We start from the raw sequence: 15,629 nt of genomic DNA on the forward strand, positions 1-15,629 counted from the left end.
CCCACGAGACGACCATGGCCACAACAGGCAACCATCCCCCGGCGGACGTGCTGGTGATCGGCGGCGGCAACGCCGCGCTCTGCGCCGCCCTCATGGCGCGCGAGGCCGGCGCGTCCGTGCTGCTGGTCGAATCGGCCCCGCGCGCCTGGCGCGGCGGCAACTCCATGCACGTGCGCAACCTGCGCTGCATGCACGACGCGCCGCAGGACGTGCTGATCGAGGCCTACGGGGAGGAGGAGTACTGGCAGGACCTGCTGAAGGTGACCGGCGGTCTCACCGACGAGGCGCTGGCGCGGCTGGTGATCCGCCATTCGGCCGGCTGCCGGCCCTGGATGCGCCGCCACGGCGTGCATTTCCAGCCGCCGCTGTCGGGCGCGCTGCACGTGGCGCGCACCAACGCCTTCTTCATGGGCGGCGGCAAGGCGCTGGTCAACGCCTACTACCGCAGCGCCGAGGCGCTGGGCGTGCGGGTGCGCTACGACACGCCCGTCGAACGGCTGGAACTCGACGGCGACCGCTTCGTCGCCGCCATCACCGCCGGTGGCGAGCGCATCGCCGCGCGCAGCTGCGTGATGGCGTGCGGCGGCTTCGAGTCCAACCTGGCCTGGCAGCGCGAGGCCTGGGGACAGAACGAGCGCGGCGAATGGCCGGCGGAGAACTTCCGCGTGCGCGGCACGCGCTTCAACCAGGGCGTGCTGCTGAAGTTCATGCTGGAGGAGGCCGGGGTGGATTCCATCGGTGACCCGACGCAGGCGCACTGCGTGGCCATCGACGCCCGCGCGCCGCTCTACGACGGCGGCATCTGCACCCGCATCGACTGCGTGTCGCTGGGGCTGGTGGTCAACCGCGAGGCGGCGCGCTTCTACGACGAAGGCGAGGATTTCTGGCCCAAGCGCTATGCCATCTGGGGCCGGCTGGTGGCCCAGCAGCCGGGGCAGATCGCCTACTCCGTGATCGACCGGAAAGCCATCGGCCGCTTCATGCCACCGGTCTTCGAAGGCACGCGCGCCGACACCCTGGAGGACCTCGCGCGCCAGCTGGGACTGGACGTCCCCACCTTCATGAAAACCGTGAACGACTACAACGCCGCCTGCCGCGTCGGCACCTTCGACCACACCGCGCTGGACGACTGCCACACCGAGGGCCTCGCGCCGCCCAAGACCCACTGGGCCCGCCCGCTGGACACGGCCCCCTTCTACGGCTATCCGCTGCGCCCCGGCATCACCTTCACCTACCTGGGCCTGAAGGTCGACGAGACCACGGCCGTGCGCTTTCAGGGCCGACCGAGCGCCAACCTGTTCGTGGCCGGCGAGATGATGGCCGGCAACGTCCTGGGCAAGGGCTACACGGCGGGCGTGGGAATGAGCATCGGCACCGCGTTCGGGCGCATCGCGGGGGTGGAGGCGGCGCGATCCTGCGGCCACCGGCACGCGGGGTTCGACCAGGAGATGAGGGCGATCCGGCCGGAAGCGCCGCCGTCCTCCGCGACCACGACGACGGCCCAGGCCGCGACCCACGCCACCACCCGGGAGCACGACCATGCCGCCACTCACTGAGATCATCGAACGCGTCCGGGCCGAATCCGACCCCCTGGGCCAGGACGGCCGCCCCAGCGCCAATCCGCGCGTGATTCCCATCCGTCCGGCCGGGGCGCTGTCGGCCGGGGAGCAGGAGGTCGCCCGCATCCTGCAGATCTGCAACGCCTGCCGCTACTGCGAGGGCTTCTGCGCGGTGTTCCCGGCCATGACGCGCCGCCTCGAGTTCGGCAAGGCCGACACGCACTACCTGGCCAACCTCTGTCACAACTGCGGCGCCTGCCTGCACGCCTGCCAGTACGCGCCGCCGCACGAGTTCGCGGTGAACGTGCCGCAGGCCATGGCGCAGGTGCGGGTGCAGACCTACCACGACTATGCGTGGCCCCCGGTCATGGGCCGCCTCTACGAGCGCGCGGGCCTGACGGTGGCGCTGGCGCTGGCGGCGGGGCTCGCGCTGTTCCTGGTGCTGGGTCTGGCCATGGCCGGACCCCTGCTGCACCAGCCGCTGGCGGGGAATTTCTACGCCATCTTCCCGCACAACTTCCTGGCGCTGGTCTTCGGCGCGGTGTCGATGTTCGTGGTGCTGGCGCTGGGCCTGGGCGTGCGGCGCTTCTGGCGCGAGGTGACGCCCGCGGCCGGCGTGCCCGGCGCCGCCGCCGCCGAGGCCGCGCACGACGCGCTGCGGCTGAAGTACCTCGGCGGCGGCCACGGGCAGGGGTGCAACGACGCGGACGACAAGTTCACGCTCTGGCGCCGGCGTTTCCACCACTTCACCTTCTACGGCTTCATGCTGTGCTTCGCGGCGACCTCGGTGGCCACGCTCTACCACTACCTGCTGGGCTGGCAGGCGCCGTACCCGCTGACCAGCGCCCCGGTGATCCTGGGCACGCTCGGCGGCATCGGCCTGCTGATCGGGCCGTCCGGCCTGCTATGGCTCAACCTGCGGCGCGACCCGCAGCATGGCGACGCGGCGCAGAAGCCCATGGACCGGGGGTTCATCGCCTTGCTGCTGCTGACCAGCGCCACCGGGCTGGCATTGCTGGCGTGGCGCGACACCGCCGCCATGGGCCTGCTGCTGGCGGTGCACCTGGGCGTGGTGATGGCGCTGTTCCTGACGCTGCCGTACGGCAAGTTCGCCCACGGCGTGTTCCGCAGCGCCGCGCTCCTGAAGTTCTCGATCGAGAAGCGACTGCCCAACCGGCTGCAGCTGGGCAGCGACTGAACCCGATCCGCGATCCGATCCCACAACGACGACCCCCGATGGAGACCCACCGCATGCAAGTTCGACGACGACTGCTGACCACCGCCGCCCTGGTGACCCTGAGCGCCCTCGGCGCGAGCGGCGCCGCCGCCCAGACCCCGGATTTCCCGCCCAGGAAGCCCGTCACCCTGGTGGTCGGCTTCGCGCCCGGCGGCGCGGCCGATGCCGCCGCGCGCCTCATCGCCAGGAAGCTCGCCGAGAACATCGGCCAGACCGTCGTGGTCGACAACCGGGGCGGCGCCGGCGGCAACATCGCGCACCAGTACGTCGCCCACGCGGCGGCCGACGGCTCGGTGCTGCTGTTCGGCTCGATCGGCCCGCTGACCATCGCCCCGCACCTGATGAAGCTGCCCTACGACCCGTTCAAGGACCTCGCGCCGGTGTCGGGCGGCGTCAATTTCCCCAACGTCCTGGTGGTGAACAAGGCCGTGGGCGCGACCACCCTGGCGCAGTTCGTCGAGCTGTCGAAGAAGAAGCCCGGCAGCATCGACTTCGCCTCCACCGGCGCCGGCTCGGCCTCGCACCTGGCGGGCGAGCTGTTCAACCAGCGCGCGGGCATCGACATGACCCACGTGCCGTACAAGGGCGGGGCGCCCGCGCTGCAGGACCTGCTGGGCGAACGCGTGGCCTCCTACTTCTCGGCGCCGCCCACGGCGATGCCGCAGGTCGAGGCCGGCAAGCTCGTCCCGCTCGCCACCACGGGCTCGAAGCGGCCGGCGTACCTGCCCAACATCCCGACCGTGGCCGAGGCCGGCTACCCCGGCTTCGAGGCGCTCAACTGGTACGCCTTCGTCGCGCCGGCCAAGACGCCCGTCGCGCTGCTCGACCGCTGGAACGTCGAGATCGTGAAGGTGCTGGGCGACCCCGGAGTGAAAGAGGCCCTGGACAAGCACGGCCTGACGCCGCAGCCCACGGGCCGCGCCGAACTCGCGGCCTTCATGCGCTCGGAGTCGGACAAATGGGGCAAGCTGGTGCGCGAGCGCAAGATCAGCGCCGAGTGAGGGCCGCGCCGGCGCACGGCGCACGAGCACGGGGCGCATGAGGAAAGCGGTCGCGGCGCTTTCTCTAATTCTCCATAATCGATGGAAAACCACATAATTTTCCATAATTCGATCCGCTCATGGCCGTGAAGCCCCTGTCGCTCAAGCGCGACCGCGAACACATCTTCCACCGGACCGGGCTCGCCGAGTCGATCCTCGACAAGCTCGGCGACCCCGGCTACAAGTCCGGCCTGTTCCTCTCCGCGCCCCGCCGCACCGGCAAGACGACCTTCATCAAGGCCGACCTGCTGCCGCTCCTGCGCGAGGCCGGCGCCATCGTGATCTACGCCGACCTGTGGGAGCAGAAGCAGATCGATCCGGCCCGGGTGATCGTCGCCGCCATCGCCGAGGCCATCCTCCACGAGAGCGGCGCGGTCACCCGTGCCGCCAAGCTGGTGGGCCTGAAGAAGGTCAGGATCGGCGGCCTGGAGATGGACCTCGGGGCCATCGGCACGCAGGACGGCGACAGCATCGCCCGGACGCTGGAAAAGCTCAGCGCGGCGACCGACAAGCCGATCGTGATGGTCATCGACGAGGCGCAGCACGCGCAGACCACCGACGAGGGACGCCAGACCATGTTCGCCCTCAAGGCGGCGCGCGACGCCATGATCCTGGGCGAGGGCGCCGGTTTCCGCCTGATCGCCACCGGCTCCAACAGCGACCGGCTGATGACGCTGGTGGCCTCCAAGGACCAGGCCTTCTTCCATGCCCGGCAGGAGCACCTGCCGGAACTCGACGACACCTACCTCGCCTGGGTCCTGGACCATTCGCCGTTCAAGGGCCATCTCGGCCTGGACGTGCTCCACGACGCCTTCGAGATCTTCAGCCGGCGACCCGAACCGCTGCAGGCCCTGCTGACGTCGTTCGAGCGGGACCCGGCACTGGACCGGACCACGATCGACCGGGTCTTCGTCGCCGGGGCCGTCCGGGCCATGGAGGCGGCGCGCCAGGCGTTCATGGTCTCGCTGCGCGCCATGGACGCCCTGGACGCGGCGGTCTTCCGTCGCATGGCCCGGCTCGGACGCGATTTCACCCCTTTCGACGGTGCGGCGCTGCAGGACTACGCGGCGCTGATGGCGGTGTGGGCCCCGGTCCCGGCGCCGGAGACCGCGGGCTCCGTTCCCGGACCGTCGGCCGTGCAGGTGGCGCTCGAGCGGCTGCGCAAGGAATCGCTGATCTGGAACGCGGGCCGTGGCCTGTGGTTCATCGAGGACTCGCAGCACGCCGCGTGGGCACTGGCGGGGCCGCCGCGGGCCGACCCGTCCCCGGACTGAGGTCCGGGCGCACCGGGAGGGAGCGCGCGGACGTGGCCGACGCCGCCCCGTCCCCGGGACCTCACGGCATCGGCGCCGGGGTGGCGTCCGGATCGCGGGCGGCCACGCGCGCGCGGATGCGCAGGTCGTCGCCGACCTGGTCGAACGCCGTGAACGCCAGCGTCGTGGCGTCGGCCAGGCGTGCGAGCGGGCCGCCCGCGAAGGGTTCGTGCGCCAGGCCCGGGCCGTCGCCCAGCAGCTTGGGCGCGAGGTAAAGCAGCAGCTCGTCGACCAGTCCTTCGCGCAGCAGCGAGCCGTTGAGCTTGTGGCCGGCCTCGACGTGCAACTCGTTGACCTCGCGCGCGGCCAGGTCGCGCAGGAGCGCCGGCAGGTCGACCTTGCCGTGCGCGTCGGGCAGGCAGGTGACGGTCGCGCCCCGCGCCTCCAGGGCCGCGGCCCGGGCCTCGTCGCGTCGGGCGGCGTAGAGCCAGACGCGGCGCCCCGGCACGTCGAAGAGCCGGGCCGTGGGCGGGGTGGCAAGGGTGCTGTCGACGACGACGAGGTGCGGCTGGCGCGGGGTCTCGACCAGGCGGACGTCCAGGCGCGGATCGTCGTCGCGCACGGTGCCGACGCCGGTGAGCACCGCGCTGGCCCGCGCCCGCCAGGCATGGCCGTCGGCGCGCGCCGGCGCGGCGGTGATCCACTGGCTGCTGCCGTCGGGCAGCGCGGTGCGGCCATCGAGCGAGGCGGCGACCTTCATGCGGACCCAGGGCCGGCCATGCGTCATGCGGCTGAGGAAGCCGGGGTTGAGGTCGCGCGACGCGGCGGCTCCGGGCCCGACCTCGACGGCGATGCCGGCCGCGCGCAGGCGCTCGAAGCCGCGTCCGGCGACCAGCGGGTTCGGGTCGGCCAGCGAGGCGACCACGCGGGCGATACCGGCGGCCACGAGCGCGTCGCAGCACGGCGGCGTGCGGCCGTGGTGCGAGCACGGCTCCAGCGTGACGAAGGCGGTGGCGCCGGCGACCCCGTGGCCGCGCGCGGCCGCGTCGCGCAGCGCCATCACCTCGGCGTGCGGGCCGCCGACCCGCTGGGTGTGGCCGCGTCCGAGGACGGTGCCGTCGGGCGCGGCGATGACGCAGCCCACGCGGGGATTGGGATCGGTCAGCAGGAGGGCGTCGCGGGCCAGGGCGAGCGCCTCGGCCATACAGTCTTCGGGCGAGCGTTTCATTGGAGGGTCGGCAGGAAGGGACGCCCGCGCCACCATGGCGGCGCGAGCGGTTCAGGAATCGCCGGCGAGCGGTTCGCAGCGCTTGTCGCTCGCCGAGGCCGGCGTGCAGATCCGCAGGCGGCCGTTGCGTGTGATGAAGATGCGCCGGCTCTGCGCGAAGGCCTCGGTGCCGGTGACATCGTTGCGGGAGATGCTGATGCTGAGGTTGTTGAAGCTGTCGTCGGCCTTCTTGGCGAAGCCCGAACCATCGTAGCGCACGTAGGCGGGGTTGGCCTTCACGCTGCCGGTGCCGGCGATCGTCAGGTAGGGCGCATCCAGTGCCTGCGCGAGCACGGTGAGGTCGGTGGCCGCGTCGTAGCGGCCGTCGCGGTCCATGTCGACGAAAGCCACGAAGCCCCGCGACCAGTCCCGGCGCCCGGGCTCCAGGGGCATCACCAGGGCCGGCAGGTTGCGCTTCATGGCTTCGGAGCGCGCCGCGTTGAGGCTGGCGACGAACGAATGGGACGCCGAGGCCATCTGCGCATTGCGCACGAGGGACGTGAACCCCGGCGCCGCCAGCACCAGCAGGATGCTCAGGACGGCGAGCACCACCATCAGTTCCACCAGCGTGAAGCCGCACCCGCCGGGCCGCGCGCGCTGGCACCGCGACGGGCCCTGGCCCGCGCGGGCGGAAAGGGTGGACGGGGCGGGGCGGGCGCGGCGCATCAGGGCCAGCAGGCGTGCGGCTCGGCGCGGGCGGTGCCGTCGCAGCCCCGGCTCCCCGTGCTCTCCATCCAGAGGACGCCGACGGCCGGGTCCGCGCGGGTCGGCGTCGCCGTGACGCGCACGCATTCGCCGAGCGACAGCGGCGCGCCGCCGCCCGCGTCGCAGGCCGTGGCGGCCAGCAGGTAGGCGGCCGTGGCCGGAAGGTCGCCCGAGTGGGTCTTGAACAGCGTGCCCGCCGCGCCGGGCGTCGACACGGCCAGGTAGGTGGACGCCTGGGTCATCGCGCGTTCCTGCTGCTGCAGCAGTTCGACGATCGCCGTCCGCCCCTCGGCGCGCCGCGCCTTCCGGACCGACGCCTGGTAGGCCGGCAGCGCGACCGTCGCGAGCAGCGCCACGACCGCCACGGCGACGGCCAGCTCGACGAGCGTGAGGCCGCGCGCGGCCGCGCCCGTGGCGCTAGTCGCCGGCATGGTGGAGGTCCTGGTAGTTCGGGATGCGACGCCAGTTGAGGACGCCGAAATCGCTCGTCCGGCTCAGCGAGCCGAAGTCGCCGGCCGCCGTCGAGCCCAGGGCGTCGTTGCCGCCGGAGCCCCGCGCGACGACCCGGCCCCGGGTCAGCGTGGTGCCGCGACCGGTGCCGTCGACCGCACCGTGGACCGAGGGGCCGCTGCGCACCACCAGTGGCGTCCCGGGCACCCCGACGGTCGATGCCCGGAAGCGGCCTTCGCCGGTCACCAGGCTCACCTGGTAGACGTTGCCGGAGCCGCCGCCGCACACGTCCTGCGTGGCGCCCGGCGGCACCAGCGAGGCGAAGACCAGCGTGTCGCCGAAGGTCGTCAGGTCGCTGACCTGGCGCTCGCCGGCGTCGGGCAGGTCGACCAGCCACCCGGCGCGCCGGGTCGTGTCGTCGCTCCCCCGCGGGCGGCCCCAGGCGAAGGCCGGAACGGTGAGCGTCCCGGCGCGCGCGACACCGGTGGCGAGGCGGTCCCGCCCGGCGATCGCCGCGCCCCCGTCCACCGTGGCGGAGGCGTCGTCCAGCAGCACGTAGAGCGACTGACGCTGCGCCGAGGCGGGGTCCTGGAGGTCGTCGGCCTCGAGGTGCTTGCCGGTGCCGAACGCGACCAGGACGCTCCGGCCGGGTCCGGCGAGCAGCCGGGGCGCCACGCTGATCGGTTGGGGACGACCGGCGGCGGACCCGGTGCCGGCGTCGCGGGCGACGAACAGCGGCAGTGCCGCACCGTCGCGGACGAAGGCCGACAACCCGGGCAGGGTCCAGCCGGCGCTGCCCTTCTTCGAGAAGTCGAGCTTCCACAGGCGGCCGTGGAGGTCCCCGAAGTACAGCGACTCGACCTCGCCGGCGCGTCCGATCACGGGGTTGAAATCCACGATCCCGGGCGACAGCGTGCCCGCCAGCGCGGCGTCGACCGGCATCGACAGGCGGAAATAACTGGTGCCGAGCCGCCAGGGCGTGCCGACGGGCTTGGACAGGTCGAGCAGGAAGATCGCCGGCGCGCCGTCCGCGCTCGCGTGGCCGTCGGGCCGGGTGTGATTGACGCCGCCGGCGACGACCACGTAGGTGCGGTAGGTCGGCGCTCCCGCGGCGCTCGGGGCGCTGGTGCGGAATTTCAGGATCTGCGGCCGCCCGATCACGTTGCCCAGGGCGGGATCGTCGCGGTCGGTGAACTCCCACAGGACCTTCGAGGCGTCGAAGGCGCCCGGATCGCTCACGTCCAGCGCGTAGACGCCCTGGCCGCCGCCGCCCGTGCCGCCCGCGAGCACCGTCTTCCAGCCGCCGTCGGCCGTCTCGGCCTCGGCCACGCGCGGGGTGGCGTCGACGTAGGCGCGATGCAGGCCCGCGTCGTAGGCGGGCGAGGTCAGGGCGGCGAGGTGCGGCCCCATCCAGCTCGGGATGTAGCCGAAGAGCTCGTCGCCGGTGTCGGCATCGAAGGCGTGGAGCATGCCGTCGTTGGCGCCCGCGAACACCGCCTTGTGGCGGGCCGCGTGCCGGTCGTGGAACGCGACGTACGACGTCGAGCCGTGGCGGGCCGTGGGCGCGCCGGAGAACGCGACGCCCGAGTTCACGAAATCGCCCAGGCGACTGGTCCGCCGGCGGAACCTGACGCCCTCCAGGCGCCGGTCGCCGCGCAGGAAATCGACGCGCTGGGGTCCCAGCCCGTCCGGCGGCGTCGCCGCGTCGACCCGGTCGAGCCATGCCTTCGGCCGGTCGGCGCCGCCGTCCTCCAGCCGCCCCCAGCGGAACTCGTCGGCCGTGCGCGACGACGCGTCGACCCGCCCGATGAAGATCCGCCGCCGATCGGGGTCGAGCGCGGGCGCGTCGAGGCGTTCGGCCGCGGACCAGCGGGCCTCGGCGCGGTCGCTGCCGGCCCGCACGCGGCCGCTCCCGTCGAGCGTGAGCGGCAGCGCCAGCAGGTCGCCGCGCCAGCCGTCGGTGTCGAAGCTGGTGCGGTAGATGGCGGCGGTCTCGCCGACCGCGAGGCCGGCCGTCGGCACGTCGCCCGAGGCGATGGTGTGGCTGCGCGAGGCGATGCCCGCGAAGATCTCGTCGAGCCCGCGCAGGACGGCGCCCGCGCTGCTCGCGAGGTGGTAGGTGCGCGGATCGCCCTGGCCGGCGGCATGCTCCCAGGCCCCGTTGTCGAGCGCGCCCTTGTCATCGACGAAGGGGTTGCCGATGCCCGAGCGGTCCTGGAAGCCGCCGTACTTGGCGGCCAGGAAGAACTGGTTGCGGCGGCGGTCCTCGAGCCGGGTGCTGTCGCCGTATTCGTTCACGTCCAGCACGTAGGTCGTCACGCGCATGCCCGGGCGCTGGCGAGCCGGCTCGGCGGTCCACGCGGTGCCGCGGATGTCGTGCGTGCGGGCCCAGTACGCCATGCCGGCGATGTCGTGACCGGGGCCGATGGTGGCCAGCGCGGGGATCGGCGAGCGCGGCGAGCCGGGCGGGTTGGGATTGGCGCTGGCACGGGACGGATCGTCCGGATAGGGCACGCGCGTGCCCGACTCGAAGCCGCCGACGACGCGCGTCCATGCGGCGAAATCGGGCTCGTTGCGCGCGGGGTCGGCCGAGCGTGGGAATTCCTCCGGGTCGACGCTCGCGCGGCCGGGGATCGACGCGTCCTTGTGCGTGTGGATGTCGCCGATGACCAGGATGTTGTTGCGCAGGCAGGACTGGTCCTTCGTGGCGCTGCCGCCCGCGTGCGGGTCGTCCCAGCGGTCGTGGACGGGGAAGCCGTCCTTCATCGCGTCGGTCATGCCGGCGGTGGCCTGCGGGGTCGGCGGCAGGCCCTGCACGTAGCGCAGGGCCTCGTAGTACAGCTCGCCCACCGGATCGTGGCGCTTGTACAGGCCGGGTTCGGTCCCGGTTCGGCCGAACCGGTTGAGGTAGTTGACGACGCCGCTCACGCCTTCGGCCGCGCCATCGGGGTTGGGGATGAACACGCCGGTCGACGGGTCCCATTCCATTTTCGGGTTGACCTGCTGTCGCGCGCCCGCCGCGTCGATGCGCGTCGCGCCGACGAACTTCATCGGCGCGCGCAGCACGCCCCCGTAGCGCGCGTTGCTCGCATCGAGCAGGTAGCCGAAGGCCGCCACGCGCACGCGATCGCCATATTTCTGCAGGTTGCCCACCGGCTTGAAGTTGCCCGCCGGCTGGAGCGCGCACAGGCCGCTGCGTGGATCGGCCAGCGCACCCGTGCCGTCCGTCTCGCACACGCGCACGCGGGCGTAGAAGAACCGGTCGCTCGACAGCCGCGTCGAGCCGTGCGCGGTCCTCGGAGCGCCGCCGTCCACCGGCAGCGCGACGCCCAGGTCGGCGTTGGCCCCCGGGGTCGTGCAGCGGCCGCCGGCCTCGGTGCCGAACTCGACCCGGTCCAGGCAATTGCCGATGAAGACGTCGCCGCGCCAGTCGCCCAGCAGCGTCCGGGGCAGGGCGTCGCCGGCGGCGCCGCGCGCGAGTCGCTTGCGCAGGAAGTTGCCGTCGAAAGGCGCATAGAGCACGGCGCGCTGCAGCACGGTCAGCGTGGGCGTGTCGACGATGCGGTCGCCTCCGGTCAGGCCCAGGCGCAGCACGTCGATGGCCGAACTCGTGGCCCAGTTCATGAAATTGCCGCTGAAGCCGGCGCCGCCGCAGCCGTGGGCGGTCGCCGCACCGAAGCGGTCGAAGCGGCGCAGCGATGCATCGGCGTCATCCACGTAGGCATAGCAGCTCTCGGTGTCGAAATGACCGATGTACGCGTCGGTGGCGTCGTAGACGGGGTCGAGGTACTGGGCGCCGACGGTCGGATACTCGACCGACAGCGCCAGGGTGAGCGTCGGCCGGTGACCGCCGGTCCCGGCGTGAAGCGGCTCGGCGGACAGTTGCACCTGCCGGACGGCCGGGGTCTGGCCGAACGCCAGCCAGGAACCGGCGAGCGCCAGTAGGAGTGCGGGCGGCAGCCACCGCGTCGCGGTGGTCGATCGGAGGCGTCTTGCCATGCGGGTTCAGTCCTTCTTCCTGCGGTAGAGCGCCTGTACGACGGCCTGGATGTCGCGACGCGGGCCGAAGCCCATCGCGGTGACGCGGAAGACCCGAGGCGCCGGCGCCGACAGGTCGGCCATCGGTTCCCGGTCGTCCACGGCCTCGACGATGTAGCGCGGCGCCAGTGCCGGTCGCACGCCGTTCTCGACGCCCGCGCCGCTGGCGAAGGTGCGGCCGGTGAATTCGCCGAAACCCGCGGTGCGCGTGGCGTCGGTGAAATCGACCTCCTGCCAGACCGGCTTGCCCGAGAGTTTCTGGATGCACAGCCCACGGCTTCTCGGGCCGGTGCCGCAGCCCTCGGCGAAGTCGATGCCGGCGCCGTCGGCGAACGCATCCGCGCGGGCGACGGCGGCGGGAGGCCCGTCGATGTCGCGGATCGCGTCGGCCAATCCGGCTTCGGCCGACTGGAGCGCGGACTGCGCGTCGCGGTCGTTGCGCGCGCCACGCTCGTTCATCATCGCGATCTGCGCCGCGCCGAGGCCCAGGATCGAGATTAGCAGCAGCACCTGCAGCACGACGACGAGCGCCAGGCCCTGCTGCTGCACCCGGGTCGCCGGATCGCGCGGCCGCCTCATGGCGGACCCGCGTGGTTGCGCAGCTGGACCGTGAGCGCCGCCGTGCGACGCAGCCGCCCGTCCGCCTCCGGCACGAAGCGGGTGCCGGCGTCGTCCCCGGAGGACAGGGCCTCGCCGAGCGGATGCAGCGTGGTCCTCGACTGGCGGTCCAGGGCGGTGCCGGGCGGGCCGCGCAGCACCATGCCGATGCGCAGCGAACGCACGTGCAGCCAGTTCTCGCGGGTCGCCGCGTCGTCGCCGGCCACGACCAGCTGGTCGGCGCGCAGGTAGCGCTCCGCCACGCCGTCGGCCGGTGCGTCGGCCGGCGTCTTCAACTTCGGCCGAACGCCGTCGACGCCGTAGAGCACCTGGAAGCTCTCGACGCCCTGGACGGCCGGGTGCGGCGCACCGAGCACCGTCCCGGCGCTGCCGGAGGTGCCGGCCGCGCACATCAGGGAGGGCTCGGCGTCGCTGCCCACGGCGACGTAGAACACGCTGACGCTCCGGTCGTCGCGTTCGGACGGTGGCGTCTTCGCGATGTCGCCCATGCAGTCGAGGGTGGCATGGTCGGTCTCGTCGGCTCCCGGGGCGCGCGCCGCGGCCTGGGTCCGCAGCACGAGGACATCGCCGCCCTGGCGGCAGGACGCACCGGCCGACGCGGTGCAGCCGGTACCGCGACTGCCGTTGGGCCCCGCCGGGCCGAGGGCGCCGTCGTAACCCTGGACGTCGCTCGGCGGCAGCGGCACGTCCGCGGCCGGCACGGGGAAGCGAACGCCCCGCGCCTGCACGGCATGCGCGTCCGCCAGATAGCCGCTCTGGGCGGCGATCCGCTGCACGAGATCGACGGCGAAGCGGGTGTTGTCCTGCAACTGGCCGACGGCGTCGACGCCGTGAAAGCCGCGCCGCGTGGCCAGCAGCACGGTCACGGCGGCGAGGACGACGATCAGCGACAGCACCAGCGTCACCATCAGTTCGATCAGCGTGAGGCCGCGTTCGCGCCGTCTCACGACGCCGTTCCCAGGAGCACCGGGACGGAGACCGACGGTCGGCTGTCGGCGGCGTCGACGTGATCGAACGCCGCGCCGCCGGTGCGGGAACGGTCGGTGCTCGCGCGGCGCCATCCGAGTTTGATCCGAAGGAGGTCGCCCGTGCCGCTGCAGGCCCAGACGGGCAGGCCGTCGGCGTCGAAGGGTCGTTCGTCGAAGCAGACCGTGACGTGCGCACCGGGCAGGCCGCTCGCGGAGGCGAACACGCGCTGCAGCCACTCGCCCATGTCCCAGGCCGCCACCTGCTGCGGCGTGGCGCAGTCCGCGGTCATGCAGTCGGGTGCGACGCCGGCGGGCGCGGTGCGCGTGCGCGACTGCAGGTAGGGGTTGGCGCCGGGGCTGCGGCGCAGGGCGATGTCGGGGTTGCCGCGCAGGCGTTCGGCCAGGTCCGTCGCCAGTCGCACGGCGCTCGCCTGGAGCCGCGCCTCGCGGGCGTTGCGCAGCGCGGCGGCCTGGAGACCGGCCATGCCCAGCAGGCCGACCGACAGGATGACGATCGAGACGAGGACCTCGATCAGCGTCGAGCCGGCCGCCTCCCGGCGCCGGCACGGATTACTTTGTCGCACGCGTTCCCCCAGCTTCTTGATGCCGCCTCCCTGGATGGCGACTTGTGCGGGGGATTCTGGGGGGCCTGGGCGGCCGGGGCGTGCCGCCCGGCGAGGGCTGGGCGCCATTCGGCGGCGCGATCGTCCATCGGCGGGCCGGACGTCGCCATGGCGGGAATCGGCGTCAGATGTCCTTGAGCAGCTGCCGGAACTCGTCGACGTCCTCGAAGCTGCGATAGACCGAGGCGAAACGCACGTAGGCGACCTTGTCCATGCCTTCGAGTTCGCGCATGACGAGCCCGCCGACATCGGTCGTGGCGATCTCGCGCAGGCCGCTCGAGAGCAACTGCTGCTCGATGCGCAGCAGCGCGCCGTCGATCTGCTCGATGCCCACCGGGCGCTTGCGAAGTGCCAGCATCATCGAGGCGCGCACCTTCTTGGAGTCGAAGTCGGCGCGGCTGCCGTCCTTCTTGACGACGACGGGAAAGCCCACGTCGGGGCGTTCGTAGGTGGTGAAACGCTTGTCGCAGGCGCCGCACTGCCGACGACGGCGCACGAAGTCGCCATCCTCCGAGACGCGGGTCTCGACGACCTGCGTCTCGGCATGACGGCAGAACGGGCACTTCATGCGGTCGTGCCGGTGGCGTCGCTCAGCGGTAGACCGGGAACCGGCTGGTCAGCGCGTGCACTTTGGCGCGGACGGCCTCGATGTTGGCCGCGTCGCGCGGGTTCTCGAGGACATCGGCCACGAGGTTGGCCGTCAGGCGCGCCTCCTCGTCCTTGAAGCCGCGCGTGGTCATGGCCGGCGTGCCGATGCGCACGCCGCTGGTGACCATCGGCTTTTCCGGGTCGTTGGGGATCGCGTTCTTGTTGATGGTCATGTGGGCGCTGCCCAGCACGGCCTCGGCTTCCTTGCCGGTGATGCCCTTGGCACGCAGGTCGACCAGCATGACGTGGCTCTCGGTGCGGCCGCTGACGATGCGCAGGCCGCGCTCGGTCAGGGTGTCCGCCACGATCTGCGCGTTCCTCACGACCTGCTGCTGGTAGGCCTTGAACTCGGGCGCCATGGCCTCCTTGAAGGCCACGGCCTTGGCCGCGATCACGTGCATCAGGGGGCCGCCCTGCAGGCCGGGGAAGATGGCGCTGTTGATCGCCTTCTCGTGCTGCGACCTCATCAGGATGATGCCGCCGCGCGGCCCGCGCAGGCTCTTGTGCGTGGTGGAAGTGACGACGTCGGCGTGCGGCACCGGGTTGGGATAGACGCCCGCGGCGACGAGTCCGGCGTAGTGCGCGATGTCGACCATGAAGATCGCGCCGACATCCCTGGCGACCTTGGCGAAACGCTCGAAGTCGATGCGCAGCGAATAGGCCGAAGCCCCCGCGATGATCAGCTTGGGCCGGTGCTCGTGCGCCTTGCGCTCCATCGCGTCGTAATCGATGGCTTCGTTGGCGTCCAGGCCGTAGCTCACGACGTTGAACCACTTGCCGCTCATGTTGAGCGGCATGCCGTGCGTGAGGTGGCCGCCTTCGGCCAGGCTCATGCCCATGATGGTGTCGCCAGGCTTGAGGAAGGCCAGCATGACGGCTTCGTTGGCCGAGGCACCGCAGTGCGGCTGCACGTTGGCCGCGTCGGCGCCGAAGAGCTGCTTGACGCGGTCGATGGCCAGTTGCTCGGCCACGTCGACGTGCTCGCAGCCGCCGTAGTAGCGTTTGCCGGGATAGCCCTCGGCGTACTTGTTGGTGAGCTGGGAACCCTGTGCCTGCATGACGGCGGGCGAGGCGTAGTTCTCGCTGGCGATCAGCTCGATGTGGTGCTCCTGGCGGGCGTTCTCCGCCTGGATGGCGGCCCAGAGCTCGGGGTCGGTCTGTTCGACCAGGATGTCGCGGTGGTACATGGCAGTCCTTTGAAGACGGTGGTCCTTGTGCTTCCA

General features: G+C 72.3%; 12 protein-coding genes and 2 pseudogenes. 4 read left to right on the top strand and 10 right to left on the bottom strand.

The window, feature by feature from the left end:
* Nucleotides 1–14 precede the first annotated feature (14 nt).
* The 4 genes and pseudogenes from tcuA (at nucleotide 15) to NF681_10580 (ending at nucleotide 5,110) form a co-directional block, all read left to right on the top strand.
* A pseudogene (tcuA, locus tag NF681_10565) lies at nucleotides 15–1,415 on the top strand (FAD-dependent tricarballylate dehydrogenase TcuA).
* A 124-nt stretch (nucleotides 1,416–1,539) separates the two neighbouring features.
* Nucleotides 1,540–2,757: a tricarballylate utilization 4Fe-4S protein TcuB gene (gene tcuB, locus NF681_10570; protein UST55577.1), complete on the top strand. Its 1,218-nt coding sequence runs from the start codon at nucleotides 1,540–1,542 to the stop codon at nucleotides 2,755–2,757.
* 53 nt (nucleotides 2,758–2,810) lie between these two features.
* Nucleotides 2,811–3,797, top strand: a complete 987-nt coding sequence (locus NF681_10575) for a tripartite tricarboxylate transporter substrate binding protein (protein ID UST55578.1) — start codon at nucleotides 2,811–2,813, stop codon at nucleotides 3,795–3,797.
* Nucleotides 3,798–3,916: 119 nt separating this feature from the next.
* Nucleotides 3,917–5,110 (top strand): KAP family NTPase, encoded by a 1,194-nt coding sequence (locus NF681_10580; GenBank protein UST55579.1) that lies wholly within the window; start codon nucleotides 3,917–3,919, stop codon nucleotides 5,108–5,110.
* Between the two features lie 61 nt (nucleotides 5,111–5,171).
* Here the strand turns inward: NF681_10580 and ribD are convergent, their stop codons facing one another.
* The 10 genes and pseudogenes from ribD to NF681_10630 form a co-directional block, all read right to left on the bottom strand.
* Entirely contained in the window at nucleotides 5,172–6,317 is a 1,146-nt protein-coding gene (gene ribD / locus NF681_10585; protein UST55580.1) for a bifunctional diaminohydroxyphosphoribosylaminopyrimidine deaminase/5-amino-6-(5-phosphoribosylamino)uracil reductase RibD, read from the bottom strand.
* A 51-nt stretch (nucleotides 6,318–6,368) separates the two neighbouring features.
* Nucleotides 6,369–7,022 carry a GspH/FimT family pseudopilin gene (locus NF681_10590; protein ID UST55581.1) on the bottom strand — a complete coding sequence of 218 codons (654 nt, stop codon included), beginning with the start codon at nucleotides 7,020–7,022 and terminating at the stop codon, nucleotides 6,369–6,371.
* On the bottom strand, nucleotides 7,022–7,336 hold the full coding sequence (locus tag NF681_10595; protein ID UST55739.1) for a hypothetical protein: 315 nt from the start codon (nucleotides 7,334–7,336) through the stop codon (nucleotides 7,022–7,024). Before NF681_10595 ends, NF681_10590 begins: the two co-directional genes overlap by 1 nt.
* A 21-nt stretch (nucleotides 7,337–7,357) precedes the next feature.
* A pseudogene (locus NF681_10600) lies at nucleotides 7,358–7,492 on the bottom strand (prepilin-type N-terminal cleavage/methylation domain-containing protein).
* Entirely contained in the window at nucleotides 7,479–11,510 is a 4,032-nt protein-coding gene (locus NF681_10605) for a PilC/PilY family type IV pilus protein (GenBank protein UST55582.1), read from the bottom strand. The pseudogene NF681_10600 and the gene NF681_10605 overlap by 14 nt, the downstream one beginning before the upstream one ends.
* Nucleotides 11,511–11,516: 6 nt before the next feature.
* The gene (locus NF681_10610) at nucleotides 11,517–12,128 is read right to left on the bottom strand and encodes a pilus assembly protein (GenBank protein UST55583.1); all 612 of its coding nucleotides are present in this window, start codon (nucleotides 12,126–12,128) and stop codon (nucleotides 11,517–11,519) included.
* Nucleotides 12,125–13,114: a PilW family protein gene (locus NF681_10615; GenBank protein ID UST55584.1), complete on the bottom strand. Its 990-nt coding sequence runs from the start codon at nucleotides 13,112–13,114 to the stop codon at nucleotides 12,125–12,127. Before NF681_10615 ends, NF681_10610 begins: the two co-directional genes overlap by 4 nt.
* A complete protein-coding gene (gene pilV / locus NF681_10620) occupies nucleotides 13,111–13,719 on the bottom strand; it encodes a type IV pilus modification protein PilV (GenBank protein ID UST55585.1) in 609 nt (202 codons plus the stop codon). The genes NF681_10615 and pilV overlap by 4 nt, the downstream gene beginning before the upstream one ends.
* A gap of 163 nt (nucleotides 13,720–13,882) precedes the next feature.
* Entirely contained in the window at nucleotides 13,883–14,326 is a 444-nt protein-coding gene (gene nrdR, locus NF681_10625; GenBank protein UST55586.1) for a transcriptional regulator NrdR, read from the bottom strand.
* A gap of 22 nt (nucleotides 14,327–14,348) precedes the next feature.
* Nucleotides 14,349–15,593 (bottom strand): serine hydroxymethyltransferase, encoded by a 1,245-nt coding sequence (locus NF681_10630; GenBank protein UST55587.1) that lies wholly within the window; start codon nucleotides 15,591–15,593, stop codon nucleotides 14,349–14,351.
* Between the last annotated feature and the right edge of the window lie 36 nt (nucleotides 15,594–15,629).

This window comes from Comamonadaceae bacterium OTU4NAUVB1, assembly GCA_024372625.1.
Taxonomy (GTDB): domain Bacteria; phylum Pseudomonadota; class Gammaproteobacteria; order Burkholderiales; family Burkholderiaceae_C; genus Variovorax.

Excerpts from the sequence above, each read along its gene's own strand:
- ribD (UST55580.1), bottom strand. The coding sequence starts at position 6,317 with ATGAAACGCTCGCCCGAAGACTGTATGGCCGAGGCGCTCGCCCTGGCC.
- nrdR (UST55586.1), bottom strand. The coding sequence starts at position 14,326 with ATGAAGTGCCCGTTCTGCCGTCATGCCGAGACGCAGGTCGTCGAGACC.
- NF681_10605 (UST55582.1), bottom strand. The coding sequence starts at position 11,510 with ATGGCAAGACGCCTCCGATCGACCACCGCGACGCGGTGGCTGCCGCCC.
- NF681_10590 (UST55581.1), bottom strand. The coding sequence starts at position 7,022 with ATGCGCCGCGCCCGCCCCGCCCCGTCCACCCTTTCCGCCCGCGCGGGC.
- NF681_10575 (UST55578.1), top strand. The coding sequence starts at position 2,811 with ATGCAAGTTCGACGACGACTGCTGACCACCGCCGCCCTGGTGACCCTG.
- tcuB (UST55577.1), top strand. The coding sequence starts at position 1,540 with ATGCCGCCACTCACTGAGATCATCGAACGCGTCCGGGCCGAATCCGAC.
- NF681_10630 (UST55587.1), bottom strand. The coding sequence starts at position 15,593 with ATGTACCACCGCGACATCCTGGTCGAACAGACCGACCCCGAGCTCTGG.
- NF681_10610 (UST55583.1), bottom strand. The coding sequence starts at position 12,128 with ATGAGGCGGCCGCGCGATCCGGCGACCCGGGTGCAGCAGCAGGGCCTG.
- NF681_10580 (UST55579.1), top strand. The coding sequence starts at position 3,917 with ATGGCCGTGAAGCCCCTGTCGCTCAAGCGCGACCGCGAACACATCTTC.